A 23,283-nucleotide genomic window follows, 5' to 3' on the forward strand; every position below is an offset into this window, starting at 1 on the left:
GGCGCGGTGATCATGGCGATCGGCGGCTTCGTGTCGCTGAGCGACCGGCGCCTGCGTGTCGGGGCGCCGAACCGCAGGGCAAAGCCGCTGCGTCCTGCCATGGAGCCGGCCGAATGATGAGGCGTCTGCTCCTGGNGATAGCGATAGTTCTGTCGGCCGCGCCGGCCTTTGCCGTCAATCCGGACGAGGTTCTTGCCGATCCGGCGCTCGAGGCGCGCGCCCGGGCGATCTCCGCCGAACTGCGCTGCATGGTCTGCCAGAACCAGTCNATCGACGATTCCAANGCNGANCTTGCCAAGGACCTGCGCCTCCTGGTGCGCGAGCGGCTGACCGATGGCGATACGAACGAGCAGGTGATGAACTACATCGTCTCGCGCTACGGCGAGTTCGTGCTGTTGAAGCCGCGCTTCGAGACGAAGACGATCCTTTTGTGGGGCGCGCCGATCCTGCTCGTCGTCGCAGGCGGGCTGTCGCTGATCGTCTTCGCGCGGCGTCGCGTGGAGGTGCCGACCGGCAGTCGCCTCAGCGAAGAGGAAGAGAAAAAACTCGACCGACTTATGCATGGCGATGGTCTTTGACTGAGATCAATGTTGAACTGCTTTGCTCATTCTACCGTCGTGCCAGCAGCATTCCGGAAGAGCGAGGCATGAGATGCAGGCCAAGGACATAATGACCACCAACGTGGTTTCAATCAGCCCGGCGGCTAGTGTGCGGCATGCAGTCGCTGTCATGCTTCAAAACAACATCAGCGGCCTGCCAGTCGTCAGCGACGAGGGACGCGTTTGTGGTATGCTGACGGAAGGCGATCTTCTCCTCCGGCGGGAAATCCGGGTTTCGCTGCGGTCATCTCGCGTGTCCGAAGTCACCTCGGAACTTGACCTTGAGCGCTACATTCGCACTCATGGCTGGTCCGTGGCAGATGTCATGTCTCCCGACGTCATTGTCGCATTGCCGGAGAGCGAGGTGTCAGACATCGCCGATAGCCTGCAGGCCCACCGAATCAAGCGGTTACCCATCGTTGAGAACGGGCGACTTGTCGGTATCGTGAGCCGGCGCGACATTCTGGCAATCATTCTCGACGCGCCGCCGACCACACTTCCTCGGGAGGATGAGAGTATTCGTCTGGCGGTACGTACACGTCTGAGGTCCGACCTCGGTTTGACGCCGCAAAGGGTGCAAGTCTCTGTCAAGAACGGCGAAGTGACCCTGGACGGCCACCTGGAATCGGATCTGAAGCGAAAGGCAGTGCGCACGCTTGTCGAAAGCTTGGGAATCGGCGGCTATCGCGACCGATTGCATGTCATCACGCCCGACAGTGCAGACCGCTCCGACATTGCCTCGGGCTAACATCGATCTTCAGTAGCAACCAGTCGGTTGGTTTCGCAAACATGATCTTGAGAAGCGGTCGCGAAGGGCACCTCTACTGGAGCCGTTGGGACGAGGAGGCTTGTTCGCTTCGCGCCCCGAAATCGAACAAGCCTCTGTCAAGTTCCCAACATTGACACGGGCATCGCCCGACCCGCGACAACAATATAGGACAGCACCGGAACGAAATCTTTGACCGATGTCAAAGATGGCAAGTTCCGATTGGCGCTCGGGTGGCGGCCACAGATCGGACATCGGCCAGGCGAGTCGCAAGTCAAGATGAACTTCACCCGCCTGCGAGGGCCTGGTCCAAGAACGGGCGAATATCTTTGGCAAGCGCAGCTGCGTCGAGTGGACCAACGTGCTTGGCCACGATGCGTCCATCCCGGTTGATGACGAATGTCTCCGGAACACCATAAACGCCCCAGTCGATCGAAGCCCTGCCTCTTGCATCGATCCCGATTGCGGCGAAAGGATTCCCGTTCTCGCGTAGAAACGGCAACGCCTTTTCGGGAGCGTCCTTGTAGTTGATCGCAACGACGGTGATGCGCGTGTCTTTGGCGAGTTCCATCAGGACCGGGTGCTCCTGACGGCATGGAATGCACCATGAGGCGAAGATGTTGACGACGGTCACCCGCCCCCGGATGCCGGCGTCCGCCAGTCCTGGCGTTGATGAACCGGCGAGCGGCGGAAGATCCACATGTGGATGTGGTTGGCCGATAAGGGAGGAGGGGAGTGTAGAAGGAGTGTATCCGTCGGCCGATTCCCGGTACAGCACGTTGCCCACAGCACTTGCGATTCCGAGGAATGCGACGAGCGGGATTGCCGCTACGAGGTAACTCCGCATCCTAGCGTTCCTCGCGATTTGGCCGGCGACGCACGACCGCGAGCGCCTCGACCTGTCGGCGGTAGCTTCGGCTGGTGATCCAAACCTTCGCCGCCATCGCAAACATCACCGAGAAGGCCAGCGCGTAAGCGACGAAAACATACTCCTGATGCGTCATCTCAACTATCCCTTTGTGACGCGGCCCTTGCTGCGAGCCTGTAATGAGAGATCAACTTTCTTCGCCAGATCTCGTTTCGTATCGATGCGACGTAAAGCGTCGCAAAGAGCGCGGTAAAAGCGAGGCCCATGATCAGCAGCGGTCGCAGAAATTCGATGAAGAGAGCGGGCCCGTCAAATCTCAGGACACTTGCGGGCTGGTGGAGTGTGTTCCACCACTCGACCGAGAATTTGATGATCGGAATGTTCACGAACCCGACGATGATGAGAACCGCGGAGACGCGGGCAGCCCGCGTCGGCTCGTCAACGGCGCGATTGATCGCCAGTATACCAAGGTACATGATGAACAGCACGAACATGGACGTCAGCCGAGCGTCCCAGACCCACCAGGTCCCCCACATCGGCTTACCCCAGATCGCGCCAGTGACAAGGGACACGAAAGTGAACGCGGCGCCGAGAGGCGCTGCCACGCGGGCTGAAACGTCTGCCAAAGGGTGTCGCCAGACCAGCGATCCAACGGCGTTCAGCGTCATGACCGTGTAGCACAGCATCGCCATCCACGCCGCAGGAACGTGAACATACATTATTCTGACAGTCGCGCCTTGCTGGTAGTCCACATCGGAACTGAAGGCGAGGTAAAGGCCAATCAGAAAGAACAGCATCGTCAGTGCCGATAGAACGGGGATTGCCCGATCTGACATCTCGACGAACCGGGTGGGCTGCGCGAGGCCTTTGACGTATTTTGCGACGTTTGAATATGAACTCATGCCACGAGCCATAGCGCCTGATTGCGCCTCGATAATTGATCCTGGTCAAACATCTCGAACCGACCCGGAGTGATCGAAAATATTTGAAGACCGCTTCAGCGCCCCGATTGCACGAAGCCTGGCCGGCAGCACAAAAGGCGCGACAGCATGGCGCGTTCCAAATTTTGCCGTGCTTCCTCACGGAGCCTGCGAGATGTTCAGCAACTTGACGGAGATCAAATACGGGGCTCGGGAGCCGGTGTATCGCTGCTTGCAGAATAAAGGAGCATGACATGGATTTCGAGGCGTTTTTCAAAAGCGAGCTGGATGGCCTTCACAGCGAAGGTCGCTATCGCGTTTTTGCCGATCTTGAGCGTCACCGCGGCAGCTTTCCGCGCGCCACGCGACACACGGCGGACGGCCCGAAGGAAGTCACGGTCTGGTGCTCCAACGACTATCTCGGCATGGGCCAGAACCCGAAGGTGATCGAGGCGATGAAGAATGCCATCGATCACTGTGGCGCGGGTGCGGGAGGCACCCGGAATATCTCTGGCACCACCCACTATCACGTTCTGCTCGAGCACGAACTGGCCGACCTGCACGGCAAGGAAGCGGCGCTGATCTTCACCTCCGGCTACGTCTCCAACTGGGCAGCGCTCGGCACGCTCGGCGCCAAGATCCCCGGCCTGATCATCTTCTCCGACGCACTGAACCATGCGTCGATGATCGAGGGCATTCGCTATGCCAAGTGCGAGAAGGTGATCTGGAAGCACAACGACATCCATGATCTCGAAGCCAAGCTGGCGGCCGCCGATCCGAAGGCGCCGAAGCTGATCGCCTTCGAATCGGTCTATTCGATGGATGGCGACATCGCCCCGATCAAGGAGATCTGCGATCTCGCCGACAAGTACGGCGCGATGACCTATCTCGACGAAGTGCATGCCGTCGGCATGTACGGTCCGCGCGGCGGCGGCATTGCCGAGCGCGAGGGCCTGATGGACCGCCTGACGGTCATCGAAGGCACGCTCGGCAAGGCATTCGGCGTCATGGGCGGCTACATCGCCGCCTCGACGGCGCTGTGCGACTTCATCCGCTCGTTTGCCTCTGGTTTCATCTTCACGACGGCGCTGCCGCCGGCGCTGGCTGCCGGTGCGGTTGCCTCGATCCAGCATCTGAAGGTCAGCCCGTTCGAGCGCGCACGCCACCAGGATCGGGTCCGCAAGCTGAGGGCGCTGCTCGATCAGCGCGGCATTCCGCACATGCCGAACCCGAGCCACATCGTGCCGGTCATGGTCGGCGATGCGGCCAAGTGCAAGTGGATCTCCGACCTGCTGCTCGACAATTGCGGTGTCTACGTGCAGCCGATCAACTACCCGACGGTGCCGAAGAAGACGGAGCGGCTGCGCATCACTCCGACGCCGCTGCACAGCGACGCCGACATCGAACATCTCGTCGAGGCGCTGCATTCGCTCTGGTCGCGCTGCGCGCTGGCGCGCCACGTTGCCTAGCCAGCGCTATTCGGACTGGCAATTGCGAGCGATGGTGCTCGTCATTGCCCGTGGATGATCAAGGATTTCGCTCATTCGAAATGAGCCATACGCTACGGAAACCAAAACGCAACCCGCGACGGACAAGGCTCTGCCAAGGCGACGATGCTTGGAGATAGTATTGGCGACTGTTCCCGGCCCTGTCGACTGCCTCCTGCCAACCTGAAGAGGGTGTCAATCGCCGGCGGCGAGGAAACCACACCCGTTCGGCAGTCCCGGCATGGCCAGAAGGCCCGCCAATAATTGATCGCGATCAAAGACGCCTTGGTCCTTCCGGTGGACAAGACGTTATCGAATTCCTCAGGAGAAGACGGCCTTGATGATAGCTCAACACGACCGGCAAGCTGCCATCGCGCAGAATGATCAAGCAGATGGAAAGGAAGGTCCGGCGCCGTCGAGGCGGCAAGCCCTGGCACACCTGCGGCGGCTTGTTCCTCTTCTTGGAAGCCACCGACGATTGACAATCGGCGCGACGCTTGCCCTCACCGCCGCAGCCTTGATTTCGCTTGCACTACCGATGGCCGTTCGGCGCATGATTGACAACGGCTTCGGGCAGGGCGATGGCGAATTCATAAACCGCTACTTCCTGATGGCAATGGCTCTGGCAGTGGCTTTGGCAATTGCCAGCGCTCTTCGATACTATTTCGTGACGGCACTGGGAGAACGCCTGGTAGCCGATCTCCGGAAGAAGGTCTTTGGCCACGTCCTATCACTTCCCGCCCAGTTTTTCGATTCGAACCACTCCGGCGAAATTGCCTCGCGTCTCACCGGTGACACTGCCCAGATCAAGACGGCGGTCAGTCTGACAGCTTCGGTGGCGTTGAGAAACTCAATCCTGTGCGCGGGCGCCCTCGGCATGATGTTCGTGACAAGCCCTGGCCTGTCATCGATCGCCCTCGCGGTGATCCCTTTGATCCTCGCACCGCTGATTGTCTTCGGCCGCTCAGTCAGGAAAAAGTCCCGAGCGGCCCAGGACTCGCTTGCAAGCGCCTCCGCCTATGCCAGCGAAATCATCGCGGCAAACCGGACGGTGCAGTCTTTCAACGCCGAAGATGCTGCCCGTCAACGGTATGTCTGCGACGTCGAAATGTCCTATGGCAAATCCGTTGCGGCGGCACGCTCGCGCGCTTGCCTGACAGGCTTTGCCATCGCACTCATATTCGGCAGTGTGGTCGGCGTCCTCTGGCTTGGGGCGCACAGAGTCCTCGCCGGCACGCTCTCGCCAGGAAGTCTCAGTCAGTTTCTGATCTACTCGGTGATTGCAGCCGGCTCCTTGGGCTCTCTATCGGAAGTCTGGGGTGAGCTGGCGCAGGCAGCAGGAGCCGCCGGTCGGCTTTTCGAGCTGCTGAATGAACAAACCTATGATCGCGAGCCTGAGGCAAGCATGCCGCTTCGCGGCCCCGTCCGCGGTGGCATCGAGGTATCAGATCTGCATTTCTCCTATCCCAACACCCCGCAGAAAGAAATCCTCGCCGGACTTTCCATGACGGTCTCTCCGGGAGAGACGGTCGCTCTCGTCGGGCCATCGGGTGCCGGAAAAAGCACGGTCTTTTCGCTTCTGCTCGGATTCTATGACGGCAGCGCCGGACGCCTTTCCATCGATGGACGAGACGTGCGCTCCATCGCCCCGCGAGACCTCCGCAAGGAGATTTCGATCGTGCCACAAGAGGTGACGATTTTCGCGACCACCATCTTCGAAAACATCGCGTTCGGAAGACCCGATGCAACGCGGGAAGAGGTCGTCGCAGCCGCGATCAAGGCCCAGGCGCATGGTTTCATCACCGGCCTTGAGAATGGATACGAGACTGTCGTTGGCGAAAGGGGGCTGACCCTTTCTGGAGGACAGCGGCAGCGGTTGGCGATTGCCCGCGCTATACTGAAGGACGCCCCTGTCCTCCTGCTCGATGAGGCAACCGCGTCGCTTGACGCCGAGAACGAGCAGCTCGTACAGGAGGGCTTGGAACAGCTCATGGACAATCGATCGACCATCGTGATCGCTCACAGACTTGCGACCGTTCTCAAGGCCGACAGGATCCTTGTGGTCGACGCGGGCCGGATCGTCGAGCAAGGAACGCACGCCTCTCTAATGCGCAACGGCGGCCTCTACAAACGGCTGGCCGAACTCCAGTTCAAGGGGCCCGCCACCGACTCGGAGCTGGACGCAGCGTGAGGCGCCATCCAAACCGCACAACGGTCGATGCAGCTATGCGAGCCAGTTCGACTGCGAGCGAGGGTGGAATGACGAACCAAACCTTGTGACCGGCGCAGGGAAGTGGTGCGCTGAGGTCGTGGTGACGCGCAGGACGTGGGATGAAGGCGTTTCTGTGTTGGCAAAGCCTTCATCCACTGTTTGGGGATTGGCTCGCCATTTTGGGGTCGGTTTGTTAAGCTGCCGCTAAGCCAAGCGAGGCTCGGACATGCCAAACGATCCACCGCGATCTCATCTGGCGGCAATGAAAGGAGACGGCTTCTACAACCGTCATTCCTCAATGCAGGCCACTGGCATTTCAGCACTCCTTTCATTGTGGGAAACGGCGTGCCGGACAATCGCCGCGGGCGAGGGTCCCTTCACCATCGTCGATTATGGTTCCTCACAAGGCCGCAATTCGATGACCCCCATGCGCGTGGCGATTAGGGCGTTGAGGCTCCGGTCGGGACCGTCCCTGCCAATCGAAGTCGTCCACACTGACCTTCCCACGAATGATTTTTCGGCTCTGTTTGAAGCGCTTTCTTCAAGCCCTGACAGCTACATGAATGAAGCTTCTGATGTTTTTCCCTCTGCGATCGGCAGGTCGTATTTCGAGCCATTGTTCCCACGTCAACGCGTGGATCTCGGATGGTCGACGTGGTCATTGCAGTGGATGAGTACCGGAATGATCGAAGCGCCTGATCACATTCTCGCTGGAATGAGTGCCACGCCTGCGGTGGTTTCTGCGGTCAAGCGACAACAGGCGAAAGATTGGGAGCGCTTCCTGGTCCTACGGTCACGGGAAATGCGCCCTGGCGGGAAACTCGTGGCGGGCTTTACGGCTCGCACAGCCGACATCACGGGTTGGGAATGGCTCCTTGGCGAACTCTGGTCGGCATTGTGTGACATGAGGACGGATGGCTGGCTTTCGGAACGAGAGCAGACCCGCATCACAATACCGATCGGCATACGGACCTTGGAGGAGATCAGGAAACCGTTCTTGAAAGTCGAAAATTTCGCCGATCTAGAACTCGAGCATCTGGATCTCGTCAGGCTTGCGGATCCTTGTTGGGAGCAATTCGAAAGGAACGGCGATGTGTTGGCGTTTGCCAAGCGTCACACGGCAATGATGCAAGCCTGGTGCGAGCCGACAATCGCGAGCTTGATCGAGCCATCTCGCAATCCGGCCGCATTTGTCACTGAACTGTTCAACCGGTTTGAGCGTAGACTGGTTGAAGGTCCCCGGCCTCACGAACCCTACATGGCAGCCGTGGTGTTATCCAAACGAGCCTAGCCAGAGAATTGGCGCGCGGCGGAAATTTGACATTCTCGATGATCCTTATGCCGACAAATCTCTTTGTGCCAATACGGGGATGTTCCATCCGGGCAGCCCTCTTGCGAGAGGCTCTGGAGGTCTTTTCCGTCCCGTCTTCCCCGAAATCCGGCCCGGTGAATGGCGGGCGCACATGAGCTTGCTGCGTCTTCTACATTGCAGCCAGCCGGCTCGCACTTCATGATAAGCGCATCGGATATCGAAAGCGGCGGCTAATGCATATCTTCCTCGTTCGACACGGCGAATCGCTAGGCAATATCAATGAACAAGCCTACCGTCAGTTCGGCGACCATAATGTTCCGTTGACGCAGTGGGGGTATCGGCAAGCACTGGCGGCCGGGCGAGCGATCGCAGCCTATCTTGCCGAATTGCCGCGCGGACAGATACGACAACTTGACGTCTGGTATTCTCCCTATATGCGGACGCGGCAAAGCAAGGACGCCTTGCTGGAGGCGCTGCCTCCCGGATTGGTCAGAAGCGTTCGTGAGGACTACCTGTTGCGCGAGCAGGATTTCGGTCTCTTCACCGAAATCTATGACCACGCGGAGCGAAGACAGAAATTTCCTGATGAGTTCGAGAAATGGGCGAGATTGCGGAGCAACAGCGGGAAGTTCTACGCAAGGCCACCGGATGGCGAGAGCCGGGCGGATGTGGCCCAGCGGCTTCGTCTATTCCTTCAAACCGTGACGAATGACGTGCGAGATGGCAACAACGACCTGATCATCGTTGGCCATGGTGTCACCAACAGGGCGTTCGAAATGAACTTTCTCCAGCATGCCGTCGATTGGTTCGAGCACTCCGACAATCCGGGAAATTCCGACGTGACCTTGATCGCCGGGACACACGCGCGCGGCTTCAGATCAACCCTGTTGCACAAGGCCGAAGACCGCCGAACCGGAGATGAAGAGTTGCGCGATGCCTATGGATCCGAACTGACGATCACGCCGAAAGCCACGCCATAGCTCAGTGCCGCAAACCCGCCGCTATCGCATGAGCCAGAAAAGTGCGACTGCTTCGAGCCAGCGCATGAAGGGCCTCCATTGGAGGGAGGGTTCGAAGCACCGGTTGCCACGATGCCTCGAAGCCTCCCTCGTCCTTCCAGGAGATGAAGGACAAGAAGGACATAGGTCGCAAATCGGAGCGGGGAAGGGGGCCACAGCCTGAGACAAGCGAATATGGTCCATCTGCAAGGCGGATAGTAGGCTAGCAAAATCAAGCACCTGGCAAATGAACCCTTGCGGGACCATCAAAAAGTCAGAACGAGTTGTCGATTTTTGCCGTCCCCAAACGTTCCTTGTTGGACGGCGGTTTCGAAATCCGCCCAGTCGTCCTTTCAATATCAGGAGGAGTTGATGTGATGGATGCGAACAATCTTGTTTCCGCGCGGGAGCTGGCCAGAAGAAACGGCCTCAGCTTTCCGAACGAAAGCCCTGAGTATCGGCAGGCCCGCGATGAATTGCTCGCCGAGGAAATCGAGTTGCGCCGACATATCGAACGCGTTGCCGAGCAGCGCCGCGCGCTGCCGCCAGGCGGTCAGGTCCGGATGGACTATCGCTTCCAGGGCCCCGATGGCGAGGTTACGTTGAGAGACCTGTTCGGGGGCAAATCCACATTGGTGATTTACAGCTACATGTATGGGCCGCAACGCGAACGACCATGCCCGATGTGCACGTCCATGCTGTCGGCGCTCGACGGAGAAGTCCCCGATATTTGCCAGCAGGTCGCCTTTGCCGTCGTCGCACGCTCGCCGATTGAACGTTTACTGGCGTTCAAGAAGGAGCGCGGCTGGCATCACTTGCCACTCTACTCCGACACGACGGACGAATTCAGTCGCGACTATCATGCCATTGGTCCTGATGGCGGCGATGACGCTGCCTATAACGTCTTCACGATCAAGGATGGCGTCATCCATCACTTCTGGAACCCGGAAATGGGCGCCGCAACTGCCGATCCCGGCCAGGATCCGCGCGGCGCGCCAGATTTCATGCCGCTGTGGACCGTGCTCGACACAACGCCGGATGGGCGGCCGCCGACCTGGTATCCGAGCCTTACCTATAGCAGTGGGCCGTAGGGCAGGGCCGTCAATAAGGCGGGCGTCAGCCTTGCCTGCCGACGCTCGCATACATGCCCGTGGTCCGAAACTCGGTCGGGTTCGTGCCATAGATGCGCCGAAAGACCTTGGAAAAATAGTTCGCGTCCTCGAAGCCCGAGCGGATTGCGACCTCCTTGACGGGCATGTTCGCGGTCTTGGTCAACAGTTTGACGGCCCGCTTCAGTCGTTTCTGCAGGACGAACTCGGCCGGCGGCAGGCCCTCGTTGGCTGCGAACATTCGCGAGAAATGGGCCCTGCTGAGGCCTGCGACCCGCGCAAGATCCTCGACCGGCAGAGGACGTTCCAAATTCGCCATGATGTAGTCGATGACATGCTGCATCGTCCGGTATTCTTCACTGAAAACAGGATGCGAACCGAAGACATCGTCGTACAGCGCCATGGCCGCCTCATAGGCGATTGCCGAAGCCAGGCCCGGCGTCTCCGCGCCATTGATCAGCCGGAGACTGCAATCTGCCAGATGCTCGATCGTTTGCGGTTGCAGTTTCAGGATCGGTCCGGTCACCGCGAGGATCGAGCGGTGGATGCGCAGCGCCTCCTCGCCATTCATCGAAATCCAGAAAAATTCCCAGCGGTCCCCATCTTCAAGCCAATAGCGGTGATTGTGCGGGACGAGCACGAGCAGTGTCTCGCCTTCTTTCACCCGAAGCTGGCGATTCTCGTAACGCAGGTTGCCCGCGCCTTTGATCGTATGCTGCAGGACGGTGAACGGTGTTTGGCCGCGCTTTCTGCCATCCCAGTCGTAGGTCGCATTCTCCCGGATCTCGTAGCCTGTGCTGGTCGGCATTGTGTGCAGGCTCTGGCGGCCACGCGGCAGCGACACGGTCCTCATGACCGGCCCGTTGTCAATCAATTTTTGCAGCACAAAATTACCCATGAAAGCATAATCCTTCTCTGGCGGCCCCGCCGAATATGCGCATAATCCGCCCCCAAGAGAGAGAACACCGCCTGCACCGAGGAGCGGCAGGGAGGAGAATAAGCCGGATTTCTGGCCTTTTTTGGCTTCGGGCGCAAGTCCGGGTCCATTTCTTCTTCTCATCGTTCAGCGCCGGCAAATTTGATCGCATTGAGGCAAGGATCATGAGTTTCAAAATCGCTATCATCGGCGCAGGCAGCGTCGGCTTCACAAAAAAACTGTTCACCGACATCCTCTGTGTGCCGGAATTCCAGGACGTCGAGTTCGCGCTTACCGACATGAGCGAACATAATCTGCAGATGATCAAGCAGATCCTCGACACGATCGTTTCGTCCAACAAGCTGCCAACCAGGGTTACGGCGACGACGAACCGCCGCGAGGCACTGACGGGTGCGCGCTATATCATCAGCTGCGTGCGCGTCGGCGGTCTGGAAGCCTACGCCGATGACATCCGCATTCCGCTGAAGTACGGCATCGACCAGTGCGTCGGCGATACGATCTGCGCTGGCGGCATTCTCTACGGCCAGCGCAATATTCCTGTCATTCTGGACTTCTGCAAAGACATCCGTGAAGTCGCAGAGCCGGGTGCGAAGTTCCTGAACTACGCAAACCCGATGGCAATGAATACCTGGGCCGCCATTGAATACGGCAAGGTCGATACGGTCGGTCTCTGCCATGGGGTCCAGCATGGCGCCGAACAGATCGCTGAGGTGCTCGGCGCGAAATCGCCTTCCGAACTCGACTACATCTGCTCTGGCATCAACCACCAGACCTGGTTTGTCGATCTCAAACTCAATGGTCGCAAGATCGGCAAGGACGAGCTGGTTGCCGCCTTCGAAGCCCATCCCGTCTTCTCGCAGCAGGAAAAGTTGCGCATCGACGTGCTGAAGCGGTTCGGGGTCTATTCCACGGAAAGCAACGGCCATCTGTCCGAGTATCTTCCCTGGTACCGCAAGCGCCCCGACGAGATCACCAAGTGGATCGACATGTCCGACTGGATCCATGGCGAAACCGGCGGTTATCTTCGTCACTCCACCGAGACCCGCAACTGGTTCGAAACCGAATTCCCGCAATTCCTGGAGTCGGCATCAAAACCGATCGATCGGGCCAAGCGTTCAAACGAGCATGCGAGCCATATTCTTGAAGCCCTCGAAACCGGACGTGTCTACCGCGGCCACTTCAACCTCAAGAACAATGGGATCATCACCAACCTGCCAGCCGATGCGATTATCGAGTCCCCCGGCTTCGTCGACCGCTTCGGCATCAACATGGTTTCCGGTATCACGATCCCCGAAGCATGTGCGGCCACCTGCATGGCGTCGATCAACGTTCAACGCATGTCGGTTCATGCGGCCGTCAGTGGCGATATCGACCTTTTGAAGCTCGCCGTTCTGCACGATCCGCTGGTCGGTGCCGTCGCGACGCCGGAGGAGGTCTGGCAGATGGTCGACGAGATGGTCGTCGCCCAGGCGAGCTGGTTGCCACAATATGCGGATGCAATCCCGGCTGCCAAGGAACGTCTGGCGAAATCGACTGTCAAGACCCGCGACTGGGCAGGTGCCGCCCGTCGCAACGTCCGTTCCATCGACGAGCTGCGTGCCGAAAAGGCTGCACTCAAGCAGGCCGTCTAAAGCTTTCGGACACGGGTGGCGATGGGGCTCCGGGAGGGACTCATCGCCGAAGGCCCGTCGCCGGATCGTTTGAGGAGAAGCGGGGCTGCCACAAGCACCCCGAAAAACAAAGGGAGAGACGATGAGTAATATCCGCAACCTTGGCATTCTTGCCGGACTGGCGCTGAGCGTCTCGGTCTCGGCATTGAACGCCTATGCTTCCGAGCCGACGACACCGCCCGTTCCGCCGCAGTTTCCGGCGGAAGGCAAGATCAAATACGTATCGAGAGACTCCATCGAGGAATTCAAGGCTCTTCCGGCGTATCACGAGCCGGACTGGGTCACGAAGAACTTCGTCGACAGCGGCAAGCTGCCGCCCGTCAAGGATCGACTGCCAAAGGAACCTCTCGTCTTCAAGACCGACAACATGGTCGACGGCATCGGCGTTTATGGCGACACGATGCGCCATGTCATCGGCGGCCGGCCGGAAGGCTGGAACTATGGCGCCGGCCAGACACAGGGTTGGGGCGGCATCGATATCGGCCTGTCGGAGTGCCTGACGCGCACCGCGCCGCTCTTCCAGGTCGAAGCAAAGGATACCGAGCCGCTTCCCAACCTCGCCAAGAGCTGGGACTGGTCGCCGGATGGCCACAAGCTGACCATGCATCTGGTTGAAGGTGCCAAGTGGTCGGATGGCGCGCCCTTCAACGCCGACGACATCATGTTCTACTGGGACGACGAAGTCATCGATCCGAACGTTTCGCCGCTTGGAGGCGGCGCATCGCCTGAGGCCTTCGGCGAGGGAACGACGCTCAAGAAGATCGACGATTACACCGTCGAATGGACCTTCAAGGATGCTTTCCCGAAGCAGTATCTCTACACGATGGCCTATCCGAGCTTCTGCCCGGGCCCGTCGCATATCCTGAAGCCGCAGCATCCGAAGTATTCGAAGAACACTTACGACCAGTTCAAGAATGCCTTCCCGCCGGAATTCATGAACATGCCGGTCATGGGTGCCTGGGTGCCGGTCGAATACCGTCCCGACGACATTATCGTCATGCGCCGCAACCCCTACTACTGGAAGGTCGACGAAAAGGGCAACCAGCTGCCCTATCTCAACGAGTTGCACTACAAGCTGTCCACCTGGGCTGATCGTGACGTGCAGGCCGTTGCCGGTTCCGGCGACTTCTCCAATCTTGAGCAGCCCGAAAATTTCGTGGCTTCGCTGAAGCGCGCAGCCGAAAAGACGGCACCGGCACGTTTGGCCTTCGGCCCACGCCTGATCGGCTACAACATGCGCATGAACCTCTCCGCAAACGGATGGGGCGACCCTGATGCCCGCGGCCAGGCCATCCGTGAACTCAACCGGAACGAAGACTTCCGCAAGGCAGTCACCATGGGTCTCGACCGCAAGGCAATCGGCGACTCGCTGGTCAAGGGTCCATTCACGGCGATCTATCCCGGCGGCCTCTCATCGGGCACGAGCTTCTATGATCGCAACTCCGTGGTCTATTATCCGTTCGACCTCAAGGGTGCGAAGGAACTGCTCGCCAAGGCCGGCCTGAAAGACACCGATGGCGATGGCTTCCTGAACTTCCCGGCGGGAACGGAAGGCGGCAAGAACATCGAAATCGTGCTTCTGGTCAACAATGGCTACGCCACGGACAAGAGCCTTGCCGAGGGTGTCATCGGCCAGATGGAAAAGCTCGGCCTGAAGGTCATTCTCAATGCGTTGGATGGCCCGAAGCGTGACGACGCCCATTACGCCGGCCGTTTCGACTGGTTGATCCAGCGCAGCTCGCCCGAGCTTGCCTCGGTCGTCCAGAACACCGAACAGCTGGCGCCTGTCGGTCCGCGGACGAGCTGGCAACATCGTGCCGGCAAGGACGGCAAGGTTGACCTGATGCCTTACGAACAGAAGATGGTCGATATCATCACGAAGTTCCAGAGCAGTCAGGACAACAACGAGAAGGTCGAGCTGATGAAGCAGTACCAGAAGGTTGCGACCGAGAATGTCGATACGGTTGGCCTCACGGAATATCCGGGTGCCCTGATCGTCAACAAGCGCTTCTCGAACGTCCCTGCGGGTACTCCGATCTTCATGTTCAACTGGGCCGAGGATTCCGTCATCCGCGAGCGTCTGTGGGTGGCCGCCGACAAGCAGGGCAAATACGAGCTGTTCCCCGAACAGCTGCCTGGCAAGCCTGGCGACAAAGGTCCGAACAACTAAGAGCTCCCCTCCCAACGAGGACTCCGGTCGCGCGTGAAGCGCGGCCGGGCAATATCAACAAGCCAGCCGCACCGACAGGCGCGACCGGCGGCAAGGAGAAGCGAACCGTCCGATGTTACGATTCCTGCTCGTGCGCATAGCCTCTGCGATTCCGGTCCTCATCATTTTGAGCATCGTGACATTCGCGATCATCCAGGCTCCGCCCGGTGACTATGCCGACTACATCCGTTCGCAGCTGATCAATCAGAGTGGTGCCTCATTCGCGCAGGCGGATGAACAGGCCCAGGCATACCGGATCGCCCACGGCCTCGACCAACCGATGGTCATCCAGTACGTCAACTGGATCAAGGGCATCATTACCCGCGGCGATTTCGGCTACAGCATGTTCTACAACAAGCCTGTTGCCGATGTCGTGGCCGAACGCCTGCCGCGCACGCTGGCGCTGGCACTGGTCTGCCACATCTTCGCATCCGTGCTCGGCATCGGTTTCGGCATCTGGGCCGCAACCCGCCAGTATAGCTGGATCGACAGCCTTCTTTCCGGCATCTCCTTCCTTGGCATGACGGTGCCGCGCTTCCTGATGGCGCTGATCATCGTCTACCTCCTGGTCTTCCAGTTCAACGTCTCGGAAATCGGCAGCTTCTTCTCGCCGCAATTTGGCGGGGCGCCGTGGTCCTGGGCAAAGTTCGTCGATCTCGTCAGCCATGTCTGGCCGGTCGTCGCCATCGCCACCTTCGGCGGGCTCGCCTACAACATGCGTGTCATGCGCGGCAATCTGCTCGATACGCTGAACGCGCAATATGTTGAAACGGCTCGCGCCAAGGGCCTCTCCGGCAGTGCTGTTGTCATGCGCCACGCGGTGCCGAACGCGCTGCATCCGCTCGTTATGTATCAGGGCGTCGTGCTTCCCTACATGCTGACCGGCGAGATCGAGACCGCGATCATCTTCTCGCTGCCGACCGTTGGACCGGCGATCGTCGGCTCCATGGCAATCGGCGACGTCTATGTCACGGCCACCTTCATGATGGTGCTTTCCGCCACGCTGATCGTCGGCAACATCATCGCCGACATGCTGCTTGCCATGCTGGACCCGCGCGTCCGCCAGTACGGAGGAGCCTGACATGCTCGCCTTCGATTCAGCTCCTCCGCCACCGCACGAGGAAATCACCAAGCACCCGCATAACGGCAATGAAAGCTATCTTTCGCTCGTCTGGCGCCGGCTCCGGCGTTCCTGGACAGGCATGATGGGCCTAATCCTCGTCGGCCTGCTGCTCTTCATGGCGATCTTTGCGGATTTCTTCGCGCCGATGGATCCAAAGGCGACCGATGTTGGCTTCGCCCCGCCTCAGCTTGTCAGCCTGCGCGACAAGGACGGCAACTTCGCCTTTCCGCCGCGCGTCTATGCGCTCGGCGAATCCGAGGAACTCGATCCGGTCACGTTCCAGCCAATTGTCGGGCCGGACTACAACAACCCGCGCTATCTCGGCTTCTTCGTGAGAGGCGCTGAATACAGGCTCCTCGGCCTCATTCCTGCCGACCGCCACTTCTTCGGATCGGTCGATGGCCAACCGGTCCATTTCCTCGGAACCGACAAGTTTGGTCGTGACATCCTCTCGCGTGCCATCATCGGCTCACGCATCTCGCTGATGATTGCGCTGACCGTGGTCTTCATCGTCACCATTGTCGGAACAACCGTTGGCATGGTCTCGGGCTATTTCGGCGGAACCTTCGATGCATGGGTGCAGCGCTTCGTGGAAATCGTCCTGGCCTTCCCGCAGTTGCCGCTTTATCTGGCCCTGACGTCGCTGATCCCGGTCACCGCACCAACCAATGTGTTCCTGGCATTTGTCATTGTCGTCATGTCGGCACTCGGTTGGGCGCAAATGTCGCGCGAAGTTCGCGGGAAGACGCTGGCGCTCGCCCGTATAGACTATGTGCGCGCCGCCATGGCGGTTGGCGCCACTGACCGGCGCATCATCTTCCAGCACATCTTCCCGAACGTGATGAGCCACGTGATTGTTGCGGTCACCCTGCATATCCCGAGCGTCGTGCTGCTGGAATCGTTCCTCGGCTTCCTCGGCTTCGCCGTAAAGCCACCGCTGATTTCCTGGGGCCTGATGCTGCAGGATACCGCAAATTACTCCGTGATCGGGACCTACCCCTGGATCCTGGCGCCTGTCGGCTTCGTGCTGGTCACCGTCTTCGCCTTCAATGCACTGGGCGACGGTCTGCGCGACGCGGTCGATCCTTATTGAGGTGATGAAGATGGCTCTCTCACTCGTCAATTCCTTCGCTCCGCCGGTGCGCCACGACCACGAGGCGCATCAGGAAAAACCCGTCATCGACGCCCGCAATATCGGCGTCAAGTTCAAGGTCGAGCACGGCATCGTCGACGCGGTAAAGGATATATCCTTTCAGCTCTACCGTGGCGAAACGATCGCCATTGTCGGCGAATCGGGATCCGGCAAGTCCGTGACTGCCCGCACGGTCATGGGCCTTTTGTCCAAGCGTGCAACCGTCTCGGACAAGTCGAGCGTCCACTATGACGGCAACAACATCCTGACATTTTCGGAGCGTCAGCGTCGCAAGCTGCGGGGCGACCGGATCTCGATGATCTTCCAGGAGCCGATGAGTTCACTGAACCCGATCTACACGATTGGCAGCCAGATCATCGAAGCGATCCGTGTCCACCGCAAGATCAGCCGCAAACAAGCCGAGGCACGGGCCCTGGAGCTCTTGAACCATGTACAGATCCCCGATCCGGAAGCGCGGCTGAAGCAGTATCCGCACCAGCTGTCGGGCGGGCAGCGCCAGCGTGTGATGATCGCCATGGCTCTTGCCAACGATCCTGATGTGCTGATTGCAGACGAACCGACGACGGCGCTTGACGTCACCGTGCAGGCCCAGATCCTCAATCTCATTCGCAGCCTCCAGACGGAACTGCGAATGGCGGTGATCCTCATCACTCACGACCTCACGGTGGTGCAGAAGTTCTCCGACTATGTCTACGTCATGCAGCATGGTGAAATGCGCGAGCACAACACGACGGAGCGCCTCTTTGCCAATCCGCAGCACGCCTATACCAGGCATCTTCTTGGCTCCGAGCCGCGTGGGCAGGCCAATCCGTTGCCCGAAGGCTCTGACATTATCCTCGAGGCGCGCGACGTGAGGGTCTCGTTCATGATGCGCCACGGCAGTTTCTTCAAACCGCAATTGAAGGAACTGGTCGCCGTCGACAGCCTGAACCTGACGCTACGACGTCACGAAACGCTGGGTCTCGTCGGCGAGTCCGGCTCCGGCAAGACGACCTTCGGACAGGCGCTGCTGCGACTGAACGACCCTGATGGCGGAGAGATCTTCTTCGACAAGCTGCCGATCCATGGCAAATCCCGCGCCGAGATGCGGCCGCTTCGCTCACGCATGCAGGTCGTCTTTCAGGATCCTTTCTCCTCGCTCAACCCGCGCATGACGATCGGCCAGATCATCGAGGAAGGGTTGGTCGTCAACCAACTGGGCGCGACCAGGGCAGAGCGGCTCGATCGTGTTCGCGAGGCGCTGATTGCGGCAGGCATGCCGGGCAATATCCTGTCGCGTTTCCCGCATGAATTTTCCGGCGGTCAACGCCAGCGTATCGCGATCGCTCGCGCCATCGCGCTCGAGCCGGAGTTCATCCTGCTCGATGAACCGACCTCGGCGCTCGACCTTTCCGTCCAGGCCCAGATCATCGAACTGCTTCGCAAGCTGCAGGACGAGCGCGGCCTCAGCTACCTCTTCATCTCGCACGATCTCAAGGTCGTGCGCGCCCTCTGCCACCGTGTGATCGTCATGCAGCATGGCAAGATCATGGAAGAGGGCCCCGTCAACGAAGTTCTCACCAATCCCAAGACCGCCTACACGGAACGGCTCGTCAAAGCCGCTTTCGAAGTCGCCTGATTGCACATGCCGGAGGTTATAATGGCAAGAAATCCAAAGATTACGTTCATCGGAGCTGGCTCCACCGTCTTCATGAAGAACATCGTCGGCGACGTGCTGCAGCGCCCGGCGCTGTCGGGTGCGACCATCGCCTTGATGGACATCAACCCGCAGCGGCTTGAAGAAAGCGCCATCGTTGTCAACAAGCTGATCTCGACTCTTGGCGTCAAGGCCAAGGCGGAGACCTATTCAGACCAGCGCAAGGCCCTGGCTGGCGCCGACTTCGTCGTCGTCGCCTTCCAGATCGGCGGCTACGAGCCCTGCACAGTGACCGACTTCGAAGTTCCGAAGAAATACGGCCTGCGACAGACGATTGCCGATACGCTTGGCGTTGGCGGCATTATGCGGGGCCTGCGAACAGTGCCGCATCTCTGGAAGATCTGCGAGGACATGCTCGCTGTCTGCCCCGAGGCGATCATGCTGCAATATGTCAACCCGATGGCGATCAATACCTGGGCGATCGCGGAAAAATATCCCACGATCAGGCAGGTCGGTCTCTGCCACTCCGTGCAGGGCACTGCAATGGAACTGGCCCACGACCTCGACATTCCCTACGAGGATATCCGTTACCGTTCGGCCGGCATCAATCACATGGCCTTCTATCTGAAATTCGAACATCGCCAGCCAGATGGCTCCTACAAGGATCTCTATCCGGATCTCGTGCGCGCCTATCGCGAAGGCCGTGCGCCGAAGCCCGGCTGGAACCCGCGTTGCCCGAACAAGGTCCGTTACGAGATGCTGACCCGTCTCGGCTACTTTGTCACTGAAAGCTCGGAGCATTTTGCCGAATATACGCCTTACTTCATCAAGGAGGGCCGCGAGGATCTGATCGAGAAGTTCGGCATTCCGCTCGACGAATATCCGAAGCGCTGCATCGAACAGATCGAGCGCTGGAAGGGGCAGGCCGAGGCCTACCGTTCGGCCGACAAGATCGAGGTCAAGCAGTCGAAGGAATACGCGTCCTCGATCATCAATTCGGTATGGACGGGTGAGCCGTCCGTCATCTACGGCAACGTCCGCAACAATGGCTGCATCACGTCGCTGCCGTCCAATTGCGCCGCCGAAGTGCCGTGCCTCGTTGATGCATCCGGCATCCAGCCGACGTTCATCGGCAACCTGCCGCCGCAGCTCACGGCACTCATGCGCACCAACATCAATGTCCAGGAGCTGACGGTCCAGGCGCTGATGACGGAAAATCGCGAGCACATCTATCATGCCGCCATGATGGACCCTCATACAGCGGCCGAACTCGACCTCGACCAGATCTGGTCGATGGTGGACGAACTGCTGGCAGCCCACGGTGACTGGTTGCCCGCATGGGCGCGCACCGGCCGCAAGGTTCAGGCCGCCTGACCATCTCTCTCCCGGTCACGGCCCCAAGAGGTCCCGCGGCATCGCCGCGGGACTTTTGCTATCGGGTAGATAAAGTCGGCGGCCCGATTGATTAAATCAATATCTCTGATATAGAACCAATTGCGTAATCTTGTCCTGTGCCGATCGGAGCCCCATGAGCCGCAGCTTCCTTGTCGTCGACCCCGAAGAGGGTATGCCTATCCTCAAGGGACTGGCATCGCCGGCTCGCGTGGCGGTGTTGAAGCTTCTGCACGAGAAGGGCGCGCTCAACGTCAACGAAATAGCTGATATCCTTGATCTGCCGCAATCCAGCGTGTCGACCAACGTCCAGGTGTTGGAAGAGGCGGGGCTTATCCACACGGAAACCCAGAAGGCCCGCAAGGGCAATCAGAAGGTCTGCCGCAGCGTTTATGACGAGATCCTGGTGGTCTTCAAGAATGAAATCAAGGAAACTGAACCAGACGCGATCGAGGTATCGATGCCGCTTGGTCTCTATACGAGCTTCGAGGTGACGGCGCCTTGCGGACTTTGCTCGGCCGACGGCATCATCGGGTTGCTCGATGTACCCAATACCTTCCTTGATCCCGACCGCATGAAGGCGGGGCTCATCTGGTTCACACGCGGGCATGTTGAATATCAGTTTCCCAACAATGCGCGATTGACGAATACCAGCATCCGCGAAATCGAGTTCCTGATGGAGCTAAGCTCCGAGGTTCCCGGTACCAGCGCCGACTGGCCCTCCGACATAACCCTGACGGTCAACGGGGTCGATATCGGAACCTGGACGTCTCCGGGTGATTTTGGCGACAAACGCGGTGTATTCACCCCGGATTGGTGGAAACTGAAGGGATCGCAGTACGGCAAGTTGAAGAACTTCCGCATCAATGACGACGGCGCCTTTGTCGATGGATTGCGCATTTCCGAGATCACGCTCGCTGACCTGAAGCTCGACGAACACCATTCGATCCGCTTGCGCATCGGTGTGCGCGACAACGCCAAACATCCTGGCGGCATCAACATCTTCGGGCGCGGATTCGGCAATTACGACCAGGACATTCTGCTGCGTCTCAAGACTCGGTAAGTCTGTCCGATTTTCTGCATTTTGGTCTTGACCCCGCCCCAGGCTTCCGCTTTATTCATCTCAAATTGTGATACAAATCACAAATGACGATACAGTGGAGGATCTCATGAAGGCCGCGGTTACAGCGCACAGCAAATACACGATCTCGGACATCGACCCGCGCCTTTACGGCTCGTTCATCGAGCATCTCGGTCGGGCCGTCTATACGGGCATCTACGAGCCGGATCATGCGACCGCCGACGAGAACGGCATGCGCAGGGACGTCATCGATCTCGTCAAGGAATTGAATGTTCCGATCGTACGCTATCCCGGCGGCAATTTCGTCTCGGCCTACAATTGGGAAGACGGTATCGGCCCCAAGGAAGACCGTCCGACTCGCCTCGACCTTGCCTGGCATACATCCGAAAGCAACCAGGTCGGCATCCACGAATTCGCCGATTGGTGTGTCTCGGCGAATACGGAGATGATGCTGGCCGTCAACCTCGGTTCGCGTGGTCTCGACGAGGCGCGCAACTTCCTCGAATATGTCAATCATTCTGGCGGCAGCGAGTGGAGTGACAAGCGCATTGCCAACGGAAGAAAGGAGCCCTGGGACGTCAAGCTCTGGTGCCTCGGCAACGAAATGGACGGACCCTGGCAGATCGGCCACAAGACGGCGGACGAATATGGCCGTCTGGCACATGAAACCGCCAAGGCCATGCGCGCCTTTGACAGCTCCCTCGAACTCGTCGTCTGCGGCTCGTCCAACGCACACATGCCGACCTATCCGGAGTGGGAGGCAACGGTCCTCGACCACACCTACAATGAGGTCGACTACATCTCGCTGCACATGTACTTCGAAAACCGCGCAAAGAACACGGCCAACTATCTCGCCCGCAGCATCGAACTGGACAATTACATCGGCACGGTCGCAGGCGTCATCGATTACGTCAAGGCGAAGAAGCGCTCGGCAAAGAACGTCTATATCTCCTTCGACGAGTGGAACGTCTGGTACCACTCCAAGGAGCGCGACAAGGCAACGCTTGCCGGCGCCAATGGCTGGCCGCACGCGCCGGCCCTTCTGGAAGATGACTACAACTTCGAGGACGTGCTCCAGGTTGGCTGCATTCTCAACACCTTCATCAATCGCGCCGATGTCGTCAAAATTGCCTGCCTGGCGCAGCTCATCAACGTCATTGCACCCATCATGACGGTCCCGGGCGGCCCGGCGTGGCGTCAGACGATCTTCTATCCCTACTATTTCGCTTCCGTCTACGGGCGTGGAACTGCGCTGAAACTGATGGTCGACAGCCCGAGCTACAAGGTCGACGACCTTGGAGATGTGCCCTACCTGGACATATCGGCGGTCCATGATGCGGACAAGAAGACGGTGACCTTCTTCATCGTCAACCGCCACGGAACCGAGACGCTCGATCTCGATGCGAGCCTCCTCGAATTCGGCGCCTTGCGGGTCATCGACGATCAGGTCGTGGCCCATGCGGATCTCAACATCACCAATACCGCCGACAAGCCCGACAACGTCGTGGCGAAGGCCGTCACGGGCACCAGCTTTGCCGATGGCAAGCTCAGCGCCAGGATCGCGCCGCTCTCCTACAGGATGATCCGCCTGCAGGCATAATATAAATCCGCTTTGCTGATACATATCAAACGATGTGTTGACAAAGCAATTGTATGATTTAACGTCAGCGCACCGGTTTTGACGTGCCACTGGGAGGAAGAGATGGGAGCGACAGCTTCTGTTCTGGCACTATCACTGACTGAGGGGCATTCGCCGATGAAAGCGGATGCATACTCGCTCTCAGCATGCCTGCCATGTGTCCATATCGGTT

19 protein-coding genes are annotated in these 23,283 nt (G+C 59.2%); 15 read left to right on the forward strand and 4 right to left on the reverse strand.

All coding sequences use genetic code 11. From position 1 onward, the window contains the following. Nucleotides 1-113 precede the first annotated feature (113 nt). Together AF71_RS23565 and AF71_RS23570 are read left to right on the forward strand one after the other, a co-directional pair. Nucleotides 114-578 (forward strand): cytochrome c-type biogenesis protein, encoded by a 465-nt coding sequence (locus tag AF71_RS23565; RefSeq protein ID WP_169683392.1) that lies wholly within the window; start codon nucleotides 114-116, stop codon nucleotides 576-578. A 73-nt stretch (nucleotides 579-651) separates the two neighbouring features. After that, nucleotides 652-1,347 (forward strand): CBS domain-containing protein, encoded by a 696-nt coding sequence (locus AF71_RS23570; protein ID WP_169683394.1) that lies wholly within the window; start codon nucleotides 652-654, stop codon nucleotides 1,345-1,347. A gap of 304 nt (nucleotides 1,348-1,651) precedes the next feature. Here the strand turns inward: AF71_RS23570 and AF71_RS23575 are convergent, their stop codons facing one another. Genes AF71_RS23575 through AF71_RS23585 form a run of 3 tightly spaced genes read right to left on the reverse strand, consistent with a single transcriptional unit; the run spans nucleotide 1,652 to nucleotide 3,135 of the window. After that, nucleotides 1,652-2,212 carry a DsbE family thiol:disulfide interchange protein gene (locus tag AF71_RS23575; RefSeq protein WP_062374580.1) on the reverse strand — a complete coding sequence of 187 codons (561 nt, stop codon included), beginning with the start codon at nucleotides 2,210-2,212 and terminating at the stop codon, nucleotides 1,652-1,654. A gap of 1 nt (nucleotide 2,213) precedes the next feature. After that, on the reverse strand, nucleotides 2,214-2,369 hold the full coding sequence (locus tag AF71_RS23580) for a heme exporter protein CcmD (RefSeq protein ID WP_169683396.1): 156 nt from the start codon (nucleotides 2,367-2,369) through the stop codon (nucleotides 2,214-2,216). A gap of 1 nt (nucleotide 2,370) precedes the next feature. Continuing rightward, nucleotides 2,371-3,135, reverse strand: coding sequence for a heme ABC transporter permease (locus tag AF71_RS23585; protein ID WP_169683398.1), 765 nt, complete (start codon nucleotides 3,133-3,135; stop codon nucleotides 2,371-2,373). 272 nt (nucleotides 3,136-3,407) lie between these two features. Here AF71_RS23585 and hemA point away from each other — a divergent pair, with 272 nt between their 5' ends. From hemA to AF71_RS23610, 5 genes are all read left to right on the forward strand, one after another. Further along, the gene (gene hemA / locus AF71_RS23590; protein WP_169683400.1) at nucleotides 3,408-4,622 is read left to right on the forward strand and encodes a 5-aminolevulinate synthase; all 1,215 of its coding nucleotides are present in this window, start codon (nucleotides 3,408-3,410) and stop codon (nucleotides 4,620-4,622) included. 358 nt (nucleotides 4,623-4,980) lie between these two features. Then, nucleotides 4,981-6,831, forward strand: a complete 1,851-nt coding sequence (locus tag AF71_RS23595) for an ABC transporter transmembrane domain-containing protein (RefSeq protein ID WP_246733782.1) — start codon at nucleotides 4,981-4,983, stop codon at nucleotides 6,829-6,831. Nucleotides 6,832-7,150: 319 nt separating this feature from the next. Then, nucleotides 7,151-8,143 (forward strand): SAM-dependent methyltransferase, encoded by a 993-nt coding sequence (locus AF71_RS23600; protein WP_169683513.1) that lies wholly within the window; start codon nucleotides 7,151-7,153, stop codon nucleotides 8,141-8,143. 254 nt (nucleotides 8,144-8,397) lie between these two features. Then, the gene (locus AF71_RS23605) at nucleotides 8,398-9,144 is read left to right on the forward strand and encodes a phosphoglycerate mutase family protein (RefSeq protein WP_169683402.1); all 747 of its coding nucleotides are present in this window, start codon (nucleotides 8,398-8,400) and stop codon (nucleotides 9,142-9,144) included. 395 nt (nucleotides 9,145-9,539) lie between these two features. Beyond that, the gene (locus tag AF71_RS23610; protein WP_169683404.1) at nucleotides 9,540-10,253 is read left to right on the forward strand and encodes a DUF899 family protein; all 714 of its coding nucleotides are present in this window, start codon (nucleotides 9,540-9,542) and stop codon (nucleotides 10,251-10,253) included. A gap of 25 nt (nucleotides 10,254-10,278) precedes the next feature. Here the strand turns inward: AF71_RS23610 and AF71_RS23615 are convergent, their stop codons facing one another. Further along, nucleotides 10,279-11,169: an AraC family transcriptional regulator gene (locus AF71_RS23615; protein WP_025661259.1), complete on the reverse strand. Its 891-nt coding sequence runs from the start codon at nucleotides 11,167-11,169 to the stop codon at nucleotides 10,279-10,281. 203 nt (nucleotides 11,170-11,372) lie between these two features. Between AF71_RS23615 and AF71_RS23620 the strand changes: the two genes are divergently transcribed. From AF71_RS23620 to AF71_RS23655, 8 genes are all read left to right on the forward strand, one after another. Beyond that, a complete protein-coding gene (locus tag AF71_RS23620; protein ID WP_169683406.1) occupies nucleotides 11,373-12,839 on the forward strand; it encodes an alpha-glucosidase/alpha-galactosidase in 1,467 nt (488 codons plus the stop codon). A 121-nt stretch (nucleotides 12,840-12,960) separates the two neighbouring features. After that, a complete protein-coding gene (locus tag AF71_RS23625) occupies nucleotides 12,961-15,048 on the forward strand; it encodes an ABC transporter substrate-binding protein (protein ID WP_169683408.1) in 2,088 nt (695 codons plus the stop codon). Nucleotides 15,049-15,160: 112 nt separating this feature from the next. Then, complete coding sequence (locus AF71_RS23630; RefSeq protein WP_018858448.1) at nucleotides 15,161-16,168, forward strand: ABC transporter permease; 1,008 nt, start codon at nucleotides 15,161-15,163, stop codon at nucleotides 16,166-16,168. Nucleotide 16,169: 1 nt separating this feature from the next. Beyond that, on the forward strand, nucleotides 16,170-17,303 hold the full coding sequence (locus AF71_RS23635; RefSeq protein WP_018858447.1) for an ABC transporter permease: 1,134 nt from the start codon (nucleotides 16,170-16,172) through the stop codon (nucleotides 17,301-17,303). 10 nt (nucleotides 17,304-17,313) lie between these two features. Beyond that, nucleotides 17,314-18,981, forward strand: a complete 1,668-nt coding sequence (locus tag AF71_RS23640) for an ABC transporter ATP-binding protein (protein WP_025661263.1) — start codon at nucleotides 17,314-17,316, stop codon at nucleotides 18,979-18,981. A 21-nt stretch (nucleotides 18,982-19,002) separates the two neighbouring features. Then, a complete protein-coding gene (locus AF71_RS23645) occupies nucleotides 19,003-20,373 on the forward strand; it encodes an alpha-glucosidase/alpha-galactosidase (protein ID WP_018858445.1) in 1,371 nt (456 codons plus the stop codon). 154 nt (nucleotides 20,374-20,527) lie between these two features. Continuing rightward, a complete protein-coding gene (locus tag AF71_RS23650) occupies nucleotides 20,528-21,454 on the forward strand; it encodes a helix-turn-helix domain-containing protein (RefSeq protein WP_169683411.1) in 927 nt (308 codons plus the stop codon). A gap of 106 nt (nucleotides 21,455-21,560) precedes the next feature. Beyond that, a complete protein-coding gene (locus tag AF71_RS23655) occupies nucleotides 21,561-23,072 on the forward strand; it encodes an alpha-N-arabinofuranosidase (RefSeq protein WP_169683412.1) in 1,512 nt (503 codons plus the stop codon). Nucleotides 23,073-23,283 lie beyond the last annotated feature (211 nt).

This window comes from Rhizobium sp. 57MFTsu3.2 (assembly GCF_012932765.1).
Taxonomy (GTDB): Bacteria; Pseudomonadota; Alphaproteobacteria; order Rhizobiales; family Rhizobiaceae; genus Rhizobium; species Rhizobium altiplani.